The sequence below is a fragment of the uncultured Amnibacterium sp. genome (assembly GCF_964244015.1).
Lineage (GTDB): Bacteria > Actinomycetota > Actinomycetes > Actinomycetales > Microbacteriaceae > Amnibacterium.
Genome location: NZ_CAXTHO010000016.1, coordinates 1 through 15,740 on the forward strand (window position 1 = coordinate 1; position 15,740 = coordinate 15,740).

A 15,740-nucleotide genomic window follows, 5' to 3' on the forward strand; every position below is an offset into this window, starting at 1 on the left:
CTCCTCTGCCCTCGCGGGTACCTCGAGCTCTTCGATCGCGGTCCCGTCGACCGCGCGCCGCACCGCCTTCATGCGATCTCCTCCATCGTTCCGGAGCGGATCTCGCCGCTCACCACCGCGACCCGGCCGGTCGGCGCGGCCTCCACGAGCTCCGCGAGCGCGTCGGGCACCGAGCCGACCGCCATCGGGAAGCCCGTGAGGTCGGCGACGGCCCCGACCGCGAGATGCCCGAGCCGGTCCGGCCCGATGTCGATGCCGAGCGCCCTCGCGCCGCCGAAGGTCGCGGCCGCGAGCAGCCGCTCGTGCAGATCCGCGCCCTCGTAGCCCTGCTCGCGGGCGATGCGGGCAAGTGCCGCGACGTCGGCCATCGGGTCGAGGGAGGGGCTGGAGGAGAGCGAGTCGGTGCCGACGGCGATCGGGCTGCCCTCGCGCAGGTACGCGGCGACGGGCGGCGCCTCCAGCCCGATCACCTCGTTCGACCGCGGGCAGAGGGCGACGGAGGTGCCGCGAGCGCGGAGCAGCGCCCGGTCCTCCTCCGTCATGTAGACGCCGTGCGCGACGTGGCAGTCCGGCCCCAGCACGCCGAGCCGGTCCACGAACTCGGTCGCGGAGGCGCCGTAGCCGCTCTGCCGAAGCGCGCGGAAGCTCTCGACTCCGGCGAAGTGCCAATCGGATGCGCCCGCGCGCGCTCCTTCGAAGTGCGACTCCCCCAGGTGGATGTGGAGGCGCCCGCCGTGCGCGCGCACGATGTCGGGGATGTCGAGCAGCGGCTCCGCATCGAGCGAATACGGCGCATGCGGCGACAGCCCGGACCCCGGCGAGGTCGGCACGCGCTCGAGGTCCGCGATGACCCGGTCGCGGCCGCCGCGGCGCCACGCGCTGTTCGACCAGTTCATCACCTCCCAGTAGGCGATGCCGTGCAGGCCGGCGTCGGCGAGCGCGGACACCGCGCCCACGTCGGTGACGATGTCCGCGACGACGGTGACCCCGGCGGCGAGCAGCGCGCGTGCCCCCTCCGCCGCGGCCCCGCCCCAGTCCTGATCGCCGCGGTCGTACACGGCCGAGAAGGCGACGGCCCAGTCGTCGAAGCCGTGGTACCGACCCCGACCGATCTCCCCCATCCGGGAGTACTGGAGGTGGGTGTGCGCATTGACGAGCCCCGGCGTGAGGACGCCGTCGAGATGCCGTTCGACGATGGCGCGGCCGTCGTCCAGGAGGTGGTCGAGCACCCACGCGCGCGTGCCGACGTGGATGATGCGGCCGTCGTACACGGCGACCGCCCCGTCGAGCAGCGGCGGCGCCGTCATCGGCACGACCAGGTCAGCGGAGTACACGGTGACCACGTGCTGAGCCTAGAGCGGGCGGATCCGAGCGGCCCAGGGCCATCCGCGTCAGAAGGGGCAGTCGTCCGGATCGAGGAACTCGGGCGGCACCGGGGTCGGTTCCGGCGGATCGTGCGGTCGGGTGACGTACCGGTTGCCCGATGCGGTGGTGAAGATCGCGGTGCGGTCCTTCAACATCCCGATATCGGTCTCGCCGGCCGTCTTCGCGCCGTGGTCGAAGTGCGAGAGCAGCATGAGGTTGTCGATCGCCGTGTCGCCCTGCTCGCCGTGCAGCCAGAAGGAGCGGTTGTGGTCGACCTCGGTGTCCGCCGGGTCCCGCGAGCACCCGGGACCCCGCCCGCCACCATCGAGGAGGCGGAGGAGGGTTCGCATGTCCGCGGTCGGCCGGTACTTCTTGCGACCGACGTTGATGACCGCGCCGGTGAAGGGGTCGGTCAGCACGCGGATCCAGCTCTTCGCCTCGCCGGCCAGCTTGAGGGCCGTCCTGATCCCGATGGGTCCGTAGCCCTGCAGGATCGGCGGGACGTCCGAGTGACCGAGGGCGGTCATCGCCGGGATCAGGATCGCGATCTTCGGCTGGACCCCGCGCCGGTCCGGGACCAGCGCGTCGGGGCGGGCGTTGTCCCTCGCGAGCGCGTCGATCAGGCCGTCCTGGAAGACGTCCGCCCGGAGCACGCCGATCCCGCCGCCGTCCTTCGACCGCTGCCGTTCCCGGACCGCGGCCTTCTGCAGCTGGTGGTCGATCGCCTTCAGCGCGGTCATCGGCAGGTAGGCGCTCAGCCAGCCCATCCCGTCGCGCCCCGATTCGATCGTGACGGCACGACGGCGAAGCGCCGCCTCGTGCCGGTCGTCGGCGGTCGATGCCTGCAGCCGCTCCGCGAGGCGCCGGAGCGCGTCCTTCACCAGGACGGTCGGGGTCTCGTCGAGCACGGTCACGGCTCCCTCGTCGAACGCGGGCAGCACGTCGTCGTGGAGGCCGTCGATCGCCGCGTGCACCGCCTGCATGGACCGCCACGGCACCTTCGCCGCCTGGAACGTCGCCCAGACCCCCGGCAGCGACTGCTCGATCCGATGGGCGGCGTGGACGATGTTCTTGGCCGTCGACCCCGCGACGCCGAGGGTGAGACCGAGGTCCTGGAAGAAGCCGCCCAGGTAGTGGGTGTCCGAGACGCCCTCCCCTTCGACCGCCTGGGCGAGCCGCCACGCGGCGACCGCGGCGCGGACCCGGCGGAACTCCGCACGGTGCAGGAACATCTGCTGCTCGCCGGCAACCGCGAGCGCCTCGAACACCGGATCCGGTTCGGGCTTTGCATTCGGTGCGACCGGGAGCGTCGCGACCTCCGCCGGATCGACCGCCCACCGTTCGATCACCTCGAAGCCGAGCCGCCAGGACGCCGGATCCAGACCCGCAGCCGCTGCCTCCTCCAGCGCCCACGCCCGCGTCTCCTCGACCACACCGCGCAGATCCAAGTGGTGATCCCCGGCCCCGTCACGAGGGACCGCGTGGAGACGCTGCACCATCAGCTCGGGGATGAGCGGGCTGCCACCCATCCAGACGCGCTCCGCCACCCGGGCGACCCGGGACCCGTCCGAGAGAGCGAGGATGCGAACCGACTCCGGCAGCACCGCCCAGAAGTCATCGATCGAGCTGAGCCCTGTCACCCCGGCGCGGCGCTGCTCCGAACCGTCCCCCTGCCGCTCCGCCATGCGAACATACTAACGAATGTCGCTGACAGATGTCTGTGTAGTATCGTTGCTGTGTTCGATATCGAAGCGGGTCCGTCGCCACCCGACCGGTGCGGACGGAACCGGGCCACCGATATCCGCCCCCATCGCGAGCGCGGCCACATGCCGGTCGGTCGCCTCCGGCAGCACGTGGACGCCCGGCGGGAAGCGGTCGCCGGAGAGCAGCGCCGCGATGGCTGCCAGCTGCACCGCGAAGGACAGATCCATGACGTCGATCGGGTTGCCCTCGCCGGCGACGATGTTCACGCTGTCGCCGCCGGCCAGCAGCCGGACGGATCCGCCGCCCGGCAGGTGCAGGCGCTCGACGTGCGGCGCCAGCCGCTCGATTCGCGTCCCGGCCGGCGGCAGGACCTCCTCAGGCGCCCCTCCGGCGACCGCGATCACCGCGTCGTCGCGGCAGGCCGCGAGCACGGCCGCGTCGATCGTGCGCGGCACCCCGGTCGCCGACACGATCAGATCCGCGTCGCCGACCGCGTCATCGATCGACGCGGTCGCGTATCCCGCGAAGCGGGCCGCGAGCGCGCGCCGCGGGTCCGTGTCGACGACCGTGACGGTCGCGCCGAGGACACGGAGGCGCTCCGCGACCCCCTCGCCCACCGGGCCGAAGCCGACGACGACGACGCGGTCGCCGAAGAGGTCGTCGTCGAGCGTGCGGACGATCGCGAGCACGCACGTCTCCCCCGTGCCGTGCCGGTTGTCGAACCAGGCCTTCGTGACCGCGTCGTTCGCGGCGATCAACGGCACGGCGAGCGCGCCGTCTGCGGCCATCGCGCGCAGGGGCGCGACTCCGCTCGTCGTCTCCTCGGTCGCGCCGATCAGCCCGGCCACGATCTCGGGCCGCTCGGCGTGCGCGAGGCGGATCACGTGCGCGCCGTCGTCGACGAGCAGATGCGGACGGCCGTCGAGGAGGGCGAGCGCGTGCCGCCGCTCCTCGTCCGGCGTGGCCGTGGAGGAGGCGTGGATCGCGACCCCGCGTGCAGCGAGCTCCGCGGCGACGGCGTCGTCGGTCTCGGCGGCGAACGCGAAGACCGACACCTCGGCGCCCGCCTCGGCGAGGAGCAGTGCGAGCACCGCCGTCTTCGGCTCGAGCACCAGCGAGATCGCGATGCGGAGGCCGACGACACGGTCGCCGAGCTCGGCAGCCGTTGCGCGGGTGGTGGGCATCCAGTGCGCCGCCCGGTCGAGGCGGTCCGCGACGGAGGTCGGGATCCGGCCGGGCGGGCGGATCCCGGCGTGGTCGACCACGACGTCGGCGTGCGCGTCTTCCCGCGCCCCGAACCCGAGCAGCAGCGCGCGGGTCGCCTCCGGCACCTCGCCCTCGAACCGGAATGCGCGGCCGGCGATCCCGAGGTTCGTGGCGGCCGAGAACGCGACGAGCGGTCGGATCGGCGACTCCTCCACTCGACGGCCCGGCACGGCAGCGAGCCTATTGATCGCGGGACCGGCGGATCGCATGGACCGGCAGGATTGCCGCATGGCCGAGAGCGCACGCCCGCTGAAGTTCACCACCCGCGCCGTGATCGCCGGGCGGCCCGCCGCCGGGCCCGATGCGCCGCTGAACACGCCGCTGGTGCTCGCCTCCACCTACGGGTCGTTCGGCGAGCTCGAGTACGGCCGGTACGGCAACCCGACCTGGACCGCGTTCGAGACGGCGCTCGGCGACCTGGAGGGGGGCGCCTGCGTCTCGTTCGCCTCGGGGATGGCCGCGATCGCCGCGGTACTCGACCTGGTACCGACCGGCGGCACCGTCGTCGCGCCGCGGCACTCCTACACCGGCACGGTCGGGCGGCTCCGCGAGCTGGAGGAGCGCGGCCTGCTGCGCACCGTGTGGGTCGACATCACCGACACCGCGGCGGTCGTCGAGGCGGCGAGGGGAGCCTCCCTCGTGTGGCTGGAGTCGCCGACGAACCCCGCGCTCGAGGTCGCCGATATCCCCGCGATCGTGCGGGGGGCGCACGCGGTCGACGCGCTCGTCGCGGTCGACAACACGTTCGCGACGCCGCTGCTGCAGCGACCGCTCGAGCACGGGGCCGACCTCGTCGTGCACGCGGTGACCAAGTACCTCGCGGGCCACAGCGATCTGCTGATGGGCGCCGTCGTGACCGGCGACGCGGCCCTCGCGGAGCGCGTCACGCGCTCCCGCACGCTGGGTGGGGCGATCCCGTCGGCGTTCGAGGCGTACCTGGCGCTCCGCGGCCTCCGCACGCTGGCGGTGCGGCTCGAGCGCGCGCAGGCGACCGCGCAGCGGCTGGTCCGGGCGCTGGAGGGGCATGCGGGCGTCGCCGAGACCCGCTACCCGGGGTTCGGCGCGATCGTCTCGATCGTGCTGAAGGACGCGGCCGCGGCGGACGCGCTCGTGCGGGGCGTGCGGCTCTGGCGCGCGGCGACGAGCCTCGGCGGCGTCGAGTCCACGCTCGAGCGCCGGCGCCGCTGGTCCGGGGAGGCACCGACGATCCCGGAGGGGCTCGTGCGGCTCTCGGTCGGGCTCGAGGACCCGGAGGACCTCTGGGACGACCTGGCCCAGGCGCTGCCGTAAAGACCGCGTAGCGGTTCACGGACGCGTCGTAGGGAACGCGTAAAGACCGGTGTCCAGCGCGGTCGTGGACCGCTTCGATCGCTCCCCGTGCTCGATGTCCTCTATCTCCTCGGCGTGCTCGTCCTCGCCGGCCTCACCGCGCTGACCGCACGAGCGGCGGCGAAGCGATGATCGTCTTCGACCTCATCGCCGCGGTGCTCGCCGTTGCCGCGATCGCGTACTGCGTGTTCGCCCTCGTGAAGCCGGAACGGTTCTGATCCATGGACGGTCTCCTCTTCGCCCTCACCCTCCTGACGCTCGTCGTCGCCCTGGTCGCCTTCGGCTGGCCGCTGTCCACCTGGATGGCGCGCACCTACACGACGGGCACGGACTGGCGCATCGAACGCGGCGTCTACCGCGTCCTCGGCGTCGACGCACGCGCCGAGCAGCGGTGGCCGAACTACTTCCGCGGGATCCTCGCGATCTCCGTCCTCGGCGTCCTGTTCCTCTACGGCCTGCAGCGGGTCCAGACGGTGCTGCCGTACGCGCTCGGCCTGCCGGCGGTACCGGAGGGGCTCGCGTTCAACACCGCGATCTCCTTCGTCACCAACACGAACTGGCAGTCGTACTCGCCCGAGCTCACGATGGGCTACACGGCGCAGGTCGCCGGGCTGGCCGTGCAGAACTTCCTGTCCGCAGCGATCGGCATCGCCGTGGCGATCGCGCTGGTGCGCGGCATCGCCGCGAAGAACTCCGGCACGATCGGCAACGTCTGGGTCGACCTGGTCAGGACGCTGACGCGCGTGCTCATCCCCATCGCCTTCGTCGCCGCGATCGTGCTGATCGCGACCGGGGTGATCCAGAACCTGAACGGGTTCCAGACCGTCTCCACGCTGACCGGCGGCTCCGCCACGATCCCCGGCGGCCCGACCGCGTCGCAGGAGGCGATCAAGCAGCTCGGCACGAACGGCGGCGGGTTCTTCAACGCGAACTCCGCCCACCCGTTCGAGAACCCGACCGGCTTCTCGAACCTGTTCGCCAACGTCCTGATGCTGCTGATCCCGTTCGCCCTCACCCGGACCTACGGGCTGATGGTCGGCGACCGCCGCCAGGGCGGCGCGGTGCTGGCGACGATGGTCCTGCTGTTCGCGATCGTCCTGACCGCGATGAGCGCCGCCGAGCTGGGCGGTGCCGGTTCGGCCACGAACGCCGCCGGTGGCGCGATGGAGGGGAAGGAGCAGCGCTTCGGCCTGCTCACCTCCGTGCTGTTCGCGACCTCGACGACCCTCACCTCCACGGGGGCGGTGAACTCGATGCACGACTCGTTCACCCCGCTCGCCGGCCTCGTGACGATGGTCAACATGATGTTCGGCGAGCTCGCGCCCGGCGGCGTCGGCTCGGGGCTCTACGGCTTCCTGATCATCGCGATCCTGGCCGTCTTCCTCGCCGGCCTGATGATCGGGCGCACGCCGTCGTACCTCGGCAAGCAGATCGGGGGCCGGGAGATCACCTTCGTGAGCCTCTACATCCTGACCACGCCCGCGATCATCCTGACCGGGCTGGGGCTCACGTTCGCGATCCCCGCGGTCTCCGCCGACGTGTCGAGCACGTCCATCTACAACCCCGGACCGCACGGCTTCTCGGAGGTGCTGTACGCGTTCACCTCCGCGGGGAACAACAACGGCTCCGCGTTCGGTGGGCTCACCGCGAACACCCCGTGGCTGAACGCCGCGCTCGGCGCTGCGATGTGGCTCGGCCGGTACCTGCCGATCGTGTTCGTGCTGGCACTCGCCGGCTCGTTCGCGAACCAGGAGCCGCGGCCGACGTCCTCGGGGACGCTGGTCACGCACCGGCCGCAGTTCGTCCTCCTCACGGCGGGCACCGTGCTCATCGTGGCCGCACTCACCTACTTCCCGGTCCTCGCTCTCGGACCGCTCGCCGAAGGACTCGCGTCATGACCACCACCACAGCAGCTCGCCCGGAGGAGCACGTCGACACGCGTGCGCCGAAGGGGGCCTTCAGCGCCTCCCAGCTGGTGAAGAACCTGCCGGACGCGTTCCGCAAGCTGAACCCCCGGGACATGGCCCACAACCCGGTGATGTTCATCGTCGAGATCGGCGCGCTGCTCACCACGATCCTCGCGATCGCGCTGCCGTTCAGCGGGACGGGCTCGGACAGCACCACGATCGGCTTCACCTGGGCGATCGCGGTCTGGCTGTGGCTGACCGTGCTGTTCGCGACGCTCGCGGAGGCCGTGGCGGAGGGCCGCGGCCGCGCGCAGGCCGCCTCCCTCCGGGCCACCCGGACGACCACGATGGCGAACCGGGTCACCGGCTACGACGCCGTGAAGGACCCGGGCGCGGTCTCGACCGCGACCGAATCCGTCGCCTCCGCCGATCTGCGGCAGGGCGACGTGGTGCTGATCGTCGAGGGCGAGGTGATCCCGGGCGACGGCGACATCGTCGCCGGCATCGCATCCGTCGACGAGTCCGCGATCACCGGCGAGTCCGCCCCGGTCGTCCGCGAGTCCGGCGGCGACCGCAGCGCGGTCACCGGCGGCACCCGGGTGCTCTCGGACCGGATCGTGGTGCAGATCACGAGCAAGCCGGGCGAGACGTTCGTCGACCGGATGATCGCGCTCGTCGAGGGCGCCGTGCGGCAGAAGACGCCGAACGAGCTCGCGCTCTCGGTACTGCTCGCGAGCCTCACGATCGTGTTCCTGATCGTCGTGCTCGCCCTCGGCCCGGTGTCCGGCTTCCAGGACGCGGCGCCCAGCGTCGCGGTGCTCATCGCACTGCTCGTCTGCCTGATCCCGACCACGATCGGCGCGCTGCTGTCCGCGATCGGCATCGCCGGCATGGACCGGCTGGTGCAGCGCAACGTGCTCGCCACGTCCGGCCGTGCGGTCGAGGCGGCCGGCGACGTGACGACGCTGCTGCTCGACAAGACCGGCACGATCACCTACGGCAACCGCCGCGCGGTCGCCTTCCTCCCGCTGCCCGGCGTCGACGAGGCCCGGCTGACGGAGGCGGCGGCGCTGTCCTCGATCGCCGACCCGACCCCGGAGGGCGCCAGCGTCGTCGAGCTCGCCGGCGAACGCGGCTTCGTACCGACCGAGGCGCCCGGACGCACGGTCGTGCCGTTCACGGCGCAGACCCGGATGAGCGGCATCGACGAGGCCGACGGGCGCGCGCTGCGCAAGGGCGCCTCCGCCAGCGTGCTCGACTGGGTGCACGAGCACGGATCGGTGGCCCCTGCGGTCGCCGCGGCGCTCGACGATCGCGTCCGCGGCATCTCGGAGCAGGGCGGCACGCCGCTCGCGGTCGCCGAGCTGGACGTCGACGGCACCGCTCGCCTGCTCGGCGTGATCCACCTGAAGGACGTCGTGAAGGCGGGCCTCGTGGAGCGGTTCGCGGCCCTGCGCTCGATGGGCATCCGCACGATCATGGTGACCGGCGACAACCCGATGACGGCGGCCGCGATCGCCGCCGAGGCCGGGGTGGACGACTTCCTGGCCGAGGCCACGCCGGAGGACAAGCTGGCGCTGATCCGCAAGGAGCAGGAGGGCGGCCGGCTGGTCGCGATGACCGGTGACGGCACGAACGACGCGCCCGCGCTCGCGCAGGCCGATGTCGGCGTCGCGATGAACACCGGCACCTCCGCCGCGAAGGAGGCCGGCAACATGGTCGACCTCGACAGCGACCCGACGAAGCTCATCGACATCGTGACGATCGGCAAGCAGCTGCTCATCACCCGCGGTGCGCTCACGACGTTCTCGATCGCGAACGACGTCGCGAAGTACTTCGCGATCATCCCCGCGATGTTCGTCGGCGTCTTCCCGGGGCTGGCGGTCATCAACGTGATGGGCCTGCACTCCCCCTCCTCGGCGATCCTGTCCGCGGTGATCTTCAACGCGCTCGTGATCGTGGCGCTGATCCCGCTGGCGCTCCGCGGCGTGCGCTACCGCCCCTCGTCCGCCTCCGCGCTGCTCGGCCGCAACCTGCTGCTGTACGGCATCGGCGGCGTGATCGCCCCCTTCATCGGCATCAAGCTCATCGACCTCGTCGTGAGCCTGATCCCCGGCTTCTGACCCGTACAAGGAACCCACCATGTCTTCCGTCCTCACCCGCGGCTCCGTCCGCACGTGGACCGTCGCGCTGCGCCTGCTGGTGCTCGCCGTCGTCGCCACGATCGTCTACACGGCCGTCATCACGGTCATCGGCCAGGTCGCTCTGGGGGCGAAGGCGAACGGCACGCTCGTCACCTCCGGAGGCAAGACCGTCGGCTCGGCGCTGATCGGCCAGTCGTTCACCGACAAGGACGGGAACGCGCTGCCGGAATGGTTCCAGTCGCGGCCCTCCGCGGCCGGCGACGGCTACGACGGCGGCGGGTCCAGCGGCAGCAACCTCGGCCCCAACAACCCCGACCTGCTGAAGGCGATCCAGGATCGCAAGGCCGCGATCATCGAGGACGACGGTCCGGGCACGGTGCCCGTCGACGCGCTGACCGCCTCCGGCTCGGGGCTCGACCCGCACATCTCCGAGGCGTACGCGCTGCGGCAGGTCGACCGGGTCGCGACGGCCCGCGGCCTCTCCGCGACCGACGTCCGCGCCCTCGTGGAGCGATCCGTGCAGGCGCCGGACCTCGGCTTCCTCGGGCAGCCGACGGTCAACGTGCTGCAGCTGAACATCGCGCTCGCGCAGCGCTGATGGGTCTGTTTCGTCTTTCAGGAGTTCCGGCGCGGCTCCGCCGCCGCCGGAACTCCTGAAAGACGAAAGAGAATGAGCGCATGTCCCGGGGTCGCCTGCTCGTCTTCCTCGGCGCCGCCCCCGGCGTCGGGAAGACCTACGCCATGCTCGAGGAGGCCCACCGCCTCCAGAGCGAAGGCAGGGACGTCGCGGTCGCCGTCGTGCTCGACCACGGGCGCCGCGCGACCGCGTCGCTCGCCGCGGGCCTCGAGAGCATTCCTCCGCGGATCGTGCAGCACGGGGGTCTGCGGCTGGAGGAGGTCGACCTCGACGCCGTGATCGCGCGTCGACCGCAGGTCGCGCTGGTCGACGAGCTGGCGCACACCAACGCGCCCGGCTCCGAGCACGCGAAGCGCTGGGAGGACGTCGAGACCCTGCTCGACGCCGGCATCGACGTGCTGTCGACCGTGAACATCCAGCACATCGCCTCCCTCAACGACGTCGTCGAGCGGATCACCGGCATCCCGCAGCGCGAGACGATCCCGGACCAGGTGCTGCGCCACGCGGACCGGATCGAGCTCGTCGACCTCGCCCCGCAGGCGCTGCGCGACCGGCTGACCGCCGGACAGGTCTACCCGGCCACCCGCATCGACGCGGCGCTGTCGAACTACTTCCGCGTCGGCAACCTGACCGCGCTGCGCGAGCTCGCCCTGCTCTGGCTCGCGGACGAGGTCGAGAGCGCCCTGCAGCGGTACCGCGCCGAGCACGGGATCAACCAGTCGTGGGAGGCGCGGGAGCGGGTCGTGGTCGCGCTGACCGGCGGCACGGAGGGCGAGACCCTCCTCCGCCGCGGCGCCCGGATCGCGGCCCGCTCCGGCGCGGGTGAGCTGCTCGCGGTGCACGTGTCGAGCGAGGACGGGCTCGCGGCTCCCGATCCCGCCGCCCTCGCCTCCCAGCGGGTCCTCGTGGAGCAGCTCGGCGGCACGTTCCACGAGCTCGTCGGCGACGACATCACGACGGCGCTGATCGGCTTCGCCCGCTCGGTGAACGCCACGCAGCTCGTGATCGGGGTCTCCCGCCGGTCGCGGCTGATCGCGCTGCTCACCGGGCCGGGCACCTCGTCCCGGGTGATCCGCGCCTCCGGCGACATCGACGTCCACATGGTGACCCACAGCGCGGCCGGCCGGCGCAGCACGCTGCTGCCGCGCGGCCGCGGCGCGCTGTCGCGGCGCCGCCGGGTGCTCGGCTTCGTCATGGCGCTGGTCGGCGGCCCGGCGCTCACCGGCCTGCTGTCCGTGACCCGGTCCGGCGAGAGCCTCACCGCGGAGGCGCTCGGCTACCAGCTGCTGGTCATCCTGGTCGCCCTGATCGGCGGCGCCTGGCCCGCCGCGTTCGCCGCCGTCCTGTCCGGGCTGACCCTCGACTACCTCTTCGCGGATCCCCTGTTCACCTTCACGATCGCGCGGCCCGAGCACTTCATCGCGCTGCTGCTCTACCTCGCGAACGGCCTGCTCGTCAGCTTCGTCGTCGACCGGGCGGCGCGGCTGACCAGGATCGCGCGGCGCTCGGCGAGCGAGTCGGAGGTGCTCGCGACGATCGCCGGCGGCGTGCTGCGCGGGATCGACGCGGGCGAAGCGCTGCTCGACCGCACCCGGGAGGCGTTCGGCATGGCCTCGGTGCGGCTCGTCGTGGACGGCCGGATCGTGGAGGAGCACGGTGAGATCGGCGCCGAGGGCGTCACCACCCGGGTCCCGGTGGACGACACGACCTCCCTCGAGCTCGTGGGGAGGGCGCTCGAGCCCTCCGACCGCCGGATCCTGAACGTGGTCGCGACCCAGCTGGGCGTCGCGCTCGAGCACCGGTCGCTGACCGACACCGCGCGGCGCCTGCAGCCGCTGGCGGAGGTCGACCGGGTTCGGTCCGCCCTGCTCGCCGCGGTGGGCCACGACCTCCGCCGGCCGCTCGCGGTCGCGACGGCGGCCGTGTCGAGCCTGCGCTCCTCCGGCGACCGGCTCTCCTCCACGGACCGGACGCAGCTGCTCGAGAGCGCCGAGCGGAGCCTCGGGAACCTCGCGCACCTCGTCACCGACCTGCTCGACGTCAGCCGGGTGCAGGCGGGCGCGCTGGCGGTGTCGCTCGAGTCCCTCGACGTCGCGGACGTGCTGCCCGCCGTGCTCGCCGACCTCGACGCCGGCCCGGCGGAGGTGACGCTGGACGTGCCGGAGGCGCTGCCACCCGTCCGCGCGGACCCGGTGCTGCTGCAGCGGGTGCTCGCGAACCTGCTCTCGAACGCGCTCCGCTACTCCCCCGACGGTCGGCCGCCCGAGCTCGCGCTGTCGACCTTCGGCGCCGTGCTGCAGGCACGCGTCATCGACCACGGGCCGGGCATCGACGAGGAGCGGCGCGAGCGGATGTTCGAACCGTTCCAGCACACCTCCGACACCGCCGACACGGGCGGGATCGGGTTGGGGCTCGCGCTGTCGCGGGGCTTCGCGGAGGGGATGGGTGCGACCCTCGAGGCCGAGGACACCCCGGGAGGCGGGCTGACGATGGTGCTCGAGCTGCCCGTCGACGCGACGGTGCGCGAACCGGCGGACGCATGAGGGTGCTGGTCGCGGACGACGATCCGCAGATCCTGAAGGCCCTGCGGATCATCCTGACCGCGCACGGCTACGACGTGTCGACCGCGCGGGACGGCCGGGAGGCGATCGACGTCGCCGCCCACGACCGGCCCGACGTCATCGTGCTCGACCTCGGCATGCCGCGACTCGACGGCGTCGGCGTGATCGAGGCCGTGCGGGGCTGGACGACCACCCCGATCCTCGTGGTGTCGGGCCGCACCGACACCTCCGGCAAGGTCGACGCGCTCGACTCGGGCGCCGACGACTACGTCACGAAGCCGTTCGCGACGGAGGAGCTGCTGGCGCGTATCCGCGCGCTGACGCGGCGCGCGCCCGAGGCGGCGGACGAGCCGATCATCGCGTTCGGCGAGGTCGTGATCGACCTCGCCGCGCGGCGCGTGCAGCGCGCGGGGCAGGAGGTGCGGCTCACGCCGACCGAGTGGGCGGTGCTCGAGCAGCTCGTGCGCAACCCGCGGCGGCTCGTGACCCAGCAGACCCTGCTCACCTCGGTCTGGGGCCCGACCCACACCCGCGACTCCGGCTACCTCCGGATCTACCTCGGCACCCTGCGGAAGAAGCTCGAGGTCGAACCCTCCCGCCCCCGGCACCTGATCACGGAGCCGGGCATCGGCTACCGCTTCCTCCCGGACTGAACGCCGCCCGCCGGCCGCCACCCGCTGGTCGAGGTGCGAGCGCAGCGAGCCTCGAGACCACCCCGGACCGTGCGGACGGTCGCCCGGCTTCCTGGTGGCCCCTTCGAGAGCCTCAGGACATCGCTCGAGACGGCGCTGGCGCGCCTCCTCGACCAGCGGGCTGCGCCCGCATCGTTGAGACGTCGAGCACCCGGGCGCACATGAGTGGATGTGCGCACCAGAGTCGTGTCCTCCGTCGTCATCGCCGTGATCGCCGTCGCCGCGCTCGCGGGCTGCACCGCGGGCGGCGGCTCGGGCGGCGCCTCGGGCACGTCCGCCGCCGGGTACGTCGCGGACGGCGGGACCGCCGCCAGCTCCGCGTCCGGCGCCTCGGCGAAAGCCGCCTCCGCCGATCGCTCCATCGTCACGACCGGGTCGCTGCGACTCGTGTCGAAGGATCCGATCGCGGCGGCGGGCCGGGTCACCGACCTCGTCGAGGCGGCGGGGGGACGAGTCGCCCGCAGCGCGGAGGACCCCTCCGGCAGCGCCTCCGCCCGCCTCACCCTGCGGATCCCGGCGGCCGCGTTCCAGCGGACGCTCGACGCGATCGAGCAGGAGGGGCAGCTGCGGGACGTCTCGATCGGCGCGACCGACGTGACGGCGCGGGTGACCGACTACGGGGTGCGGATCGCGAACCTGCGCACCTCCATCGGGCGGCTGCAGCAGCTGCTTCGCACGGCGACCTCCAGTTCCGCGCTCGTCGAGATCGAGGGCGCGCTGACCGACCGGCAGGGCACGCTCGAGCAGCTGCTCGCCCAGCAGCGCACCCTGGCGGACCAGGTCACCTATGCCACCCTCACGGTCTCGATCGTGGTGCCCGCCGCTGCGCCGGAGCGGGGCCCGGCGGACTTCGTCGGCGGACTGGTCACGGGTGCGGATTCGCTCGCGGCGACCCTCGGCGGGCTCGCGATCGCGCTCGGCGTCGCGCTGCCGTGGGTGGTCGTGCTCGGTGCGCTCGGCGGCGTCGCGGCCCTGGTCGTGCGGGCGGTCCGGAGGCGGGCGCGACCCACCTCGGCGTGATCGCCCTTCCCCTCGCGCCATCGCGCTGGGACGATGCCGCGATGACCGAGCCGCCGAGCGACGCCGAGCTGCTGTCGCGCAGCGGGCCGGACGCGCAGGCCGCGTTCGGCGAGGTCGTGCACCGGCACGGCGGGCCGCTCTACGCGATCGCCTACCGCTTCGTCGAGTCGGTGCCCGACGCCGAGGAGGTGGTGCAGGACGCGTTCCTGCTGCTGTGGCGCAAGCGGGGCCGCATCCACCTGGTCGGTGATTCCGCGCTGCCGTGGCTGATCGTGTCGGTGAAGCACCTCGCGGCCAACCGCCGCCGCGCTCGGATCCGCCGCGTGCTGCACGAGACCGCGGCGGCGCGGGAGCCGCACTTCGCCGCCCTCGACGAGGACCGCAGCGACGTCGCCGACCTCCTGCGGCGGGCGTTCGACGCGCTGCCGCCGCTCGACGCGCAGGTGGCGAGGCTCTGCCTGGTCGAGGACGTCGCCTATGCGGAGGCGGCGCAGCGGCTCGGGCTGAGCGAGGGCGCGGTGCGGAATCGGCTGAGCCGCACCCGCGCCCGCCTCAGGAAGGACCTGCACGAGCGCGGGATGGAGGACGGGCGATGAACGACGACCTCCCCACACCGGAGGGGCTCGGCCGCATCGAGCGCGGCGTGCAGCGCCGGATCGACCGGCGCCGGCAGGTGGCGCGGCAGATCGCCGGGGCGTCGGTCGCCGTGCTGCTCGCGGTCGGCGGCGTGGCGCTCGTGCGGCCGTTCCTGGTGTTCTCGAGCGGCGGCAGCGCCAGTAGCGCCGGCGGCGGATACGAGGCCGGCTCCTCCGCGGGGCGCACCTCGACGGTGCTCTGCCACGAGGGCGCCACGACGAGGACGGTCGAGGCCCACGGCACCCTGCCGGCCGCCGCGATCGCCGCCTGCACCTCGGTGGCCCGGCGGACGGCGTCGAGCGCGCGTCCCGGCGACCTGCCGGCCACCCCTTCCCCGTCCGCGACCCCCGTGCTCTGCGAGTCGTCGAAGGGGACGCTGCACGTCTACCTCGACGACGCAGCGACCTGCGCGACCCACGACCTCCTACCCTTCCCCGGCTGAGGACCCTCCGTTTTGTAGGAAGGTCCTGCCTACAAAA

Annotated in this window: 13 protein-coding genes; 10 read left to right on the forward strand and 3 right to left on the reverse strand. The window is 72.9% G+C overall.

Translation table 11 applies throughout. The features are described from left to right. Positions 1–68 precede the first annotated feature (68 nt). Genes ACFE67_RS03430 through ACFE67_RS03440 form a run of 3 tightly spaced genes read right to left on the reverse strand, consistent with a single transcriptional unit; the run spans position 69 to position 4,505 of the window. Positions 69–1,343, reverse strand: coding sequence for an amidohydrolase family protein (locus ACFE67_RS03430; protein ID WP_375405476.1), 1,275 nt, complete (start codon positions 1,341–1,343; stop codon positions 69–71). Positions 1,344–1,391: 48 nt separating this feature from the next. Continuing rightward, complete coding sequence (locus ACFE67_RS03435) at positions 1,392–3,050, reverse strand: DUF222 domain-containing protein (protein WP_375405477.1); 1,659 nt, start codon at positions 3,048–3,050, stop codon at positions 1,392–1,394. 9 nt (positions 3,051–3,059) lie between these two features. Beyond that, entirely contained in the window at positions 3,060–4,505 is a 1,446-nt protein-coding gene (locus ACFE67_RS03440; protein WP_375405478.1) for an adenosylhomocysteinase, read from the reverse strand. Between the two features lie 58 nt (positions 4,506–4,563). Here ACFE67_RS03440 and ACFE67_RS03445 point away from each other — a divergent pair, with 58 nt between their 5' ends. The 10 genes from ACFE67_RS03445 (at position 4,564) to ACFE67_RS03490 (ending at position 15,703) form a co-directional block, all read left to right on the forward strand. Further along, complete coding sequence (locus ACFE67_RS03445; RefSeq protein WP_375405479.1) at positions 4,564–5,625, forward strand: trans-sulfuration enzyme family protein; 1,062 nt, start codon at positions 4,564–4,566, stop codon at positions 5,623–5,625. Positions 5,626–5,792: 167 nt separating this feature from the next. Further along, the gene (locus ACFE67_RS03450; RefSeq protein WP_375405480.1) at positions 5,793–5,882 is read left to right on the forward strand and encodes a potassium-transporting ATPase subunit F; all 90 of its coding nucleotides are present in this window, start codon (positions 5,793–5,795) and stop codon (positions 5,880–5,882) included. Positions 5,883–5,885: 3 nt separating this feature from the next. Further along, positions 5,886–7,562: a potassium-transporting ATPase subunit KdpA gene (gene kdpA / locus ACFE67_RS03455; protein WP_375405481.1), complete on the forward strand. Its 1,677-nt coding sequence runs from the start codon at positions 5,886–5,888 to the stop codon at positions 7,560–7,562. Further along, the gene (gene kdpB, locus ACFE67_RS03460) at positions 7,559–9,694 is read left to right on the forward strand and encodes a potassium-transporting ATPase subunit KdpB (RefSeq protein ID WP_375405482.1); all 2,136 of its coding nucleotides are present in this window, start codon (positions 7,559–7,561) and stop codon (positions 9,692–9,694) included. The genes kdpA and kdpB overlap by 4 nt, the downstream gene beginning before the upstream one ends. 19 nt (positions 9,695–9,713) lie before the next feature. Continuing rightward, on the forward strand, positions 9,714–10,313 hold the full coding sequence (gene kdpC, locus ACFE67_RS03465) for a K(+)-transporting ATPase subunit C (RefSeq protein WP_375405483.1): 600 nt from the start codon (positions 9,714–9,716) through the stop codon (positions 10,311–10,313). A gap of 80 nt (positions 10,314–10,393) precedes the next feature. Beyond that, positions 10,394–12,895, forward strand: coding sequence for an ATP-binding protein (locus ACFE67_RS03470; protein WP_375405484.1), 2,502 nt, complete (start codon positions 10,394–10,396; stop codon positions 12,893–12,895). Next, positions 12,892–13,566 (forward strand): response regulator, encoded by a 675-nt coding sequence (locus ACFE67_RS03475; protein ID WP_375405485.1) that lies wholly within the window; start codon positions 12,892–12,894, stop codon positions 13,564–13,566. The genes ACFE67_RS03470 and ACFE67_RS03475 overlap by 4 nt, the downstream gene beginning before the upstream one ends. Positions 13,567–13,776: 210 nt before the next feature. Beyond that, a complete protein-coding gene (locus ACFE67_RS03480) occupies positions 13,777–14,625 on the forward strand; it encodes a DUF4349 domain-containing protein (protein WP_375405486.1) in 849 nt (282 codons plus the stop codon). Positions 14,626–14,666: 41 nt separating this feature from the next. Further along, positions 14,667–15,221, forward strand: coding sequence for an RNA polymerase sigma factor (locus ACFE67_RS03485; RefSeq protein ID WP_375405487.1), 555 nt, complete (start codon positions 14,667–14,669; stop codon positions 15,219–15,221). Beyond that, on the forward strand, positions 15,218–15,703 hold the full coding sequence (locus tag ACFE67_RS03490; RefSeq protein WP_375405488.1) for a hypothetical protein: 486 nt from the start codon (positions 15,218–15,220) through the stop codon (positions 15,701–15,703). The genes ACFE67_RS03485 and ACFE67_RS03490 overlap by 4 nt, the downstream gene beginning before the upstream one ends. Positions 15,704–15,740: the final 37 nt, after the last annotated feature.

Bases quoted from the DNA above. Each gene is read 5' to 3' on its own strand.
- ACFE67_RS03435 (WP_375405477.1), bottom strand. From the start codon at position 3,050: ATGGCGGAGCGGCAGGGGGACGGTTCGGAGCAGCGCCGCGCCGGGGTG.
- ACFE67_RS03470 (WP_375405484.1), top strand. From the start codon at position 10,394: ATGTCCCGGGGTCGCCTGCTCGTCTTCCTCGGCGCCGCCCCCGGCGTC.
- kdpA (WP_375405481.1), top strand. From the start codon at position 5,886: ATGGACGGTCTCCTCTTCGCCCTCACCCTCCTGACGCTCGTCGTCGCC.
- ACFE67_RS03445 (WP_375405479.1), top strand. From the start codon at position 4,564: ATGGCCGAGAGCGCACGCCCGCTGAAGTTCACCACCCGCGCCGTGATC.
- kdpC (WP_375405483.1), top strand. From the start codon at position 9,714: ATGTCTTCCGTCCTCACCCGCGGCTCCGTCCGCACGTGGACCGTCGCG.
- ACFE67_RS03490 (WP_375405488.1), top strand. From the start codon at position 15,218: ATGAACGACGACCTCCCCACACCGGAGGGGCTCGGCCGCATCGAGCGC.
- ACFE67_RS03450 (WP_375405480.1), top strand. From the start codon at position 5,793: ATGATCGTCTTCGACCTCATCGCCGCGGTGCTCGCCGTTGCCGCGATC.
- ACFE67_RS03485 (WP_375405487.1), top strand. From the start codon at position 14,667: ATGACCGAGCCGCCGAGCGACGCCGAGCTGCTGTCGCGCAGCGGGCCG.
- ACFE67_RS03475 (WP_375405485.1), top strand. From the start codon at position 12,892: ATGAGGGTGCTGGTCGCGGACGACGATCCGCAGATCCTGAAGGCCCTG.
- kdpB (WP_375405482.1), top strand. From the start codon at position 7,559: ATGACCACCACCACAGCAGCTCGCCCGGAGGAGCACGTCGACACGCGT.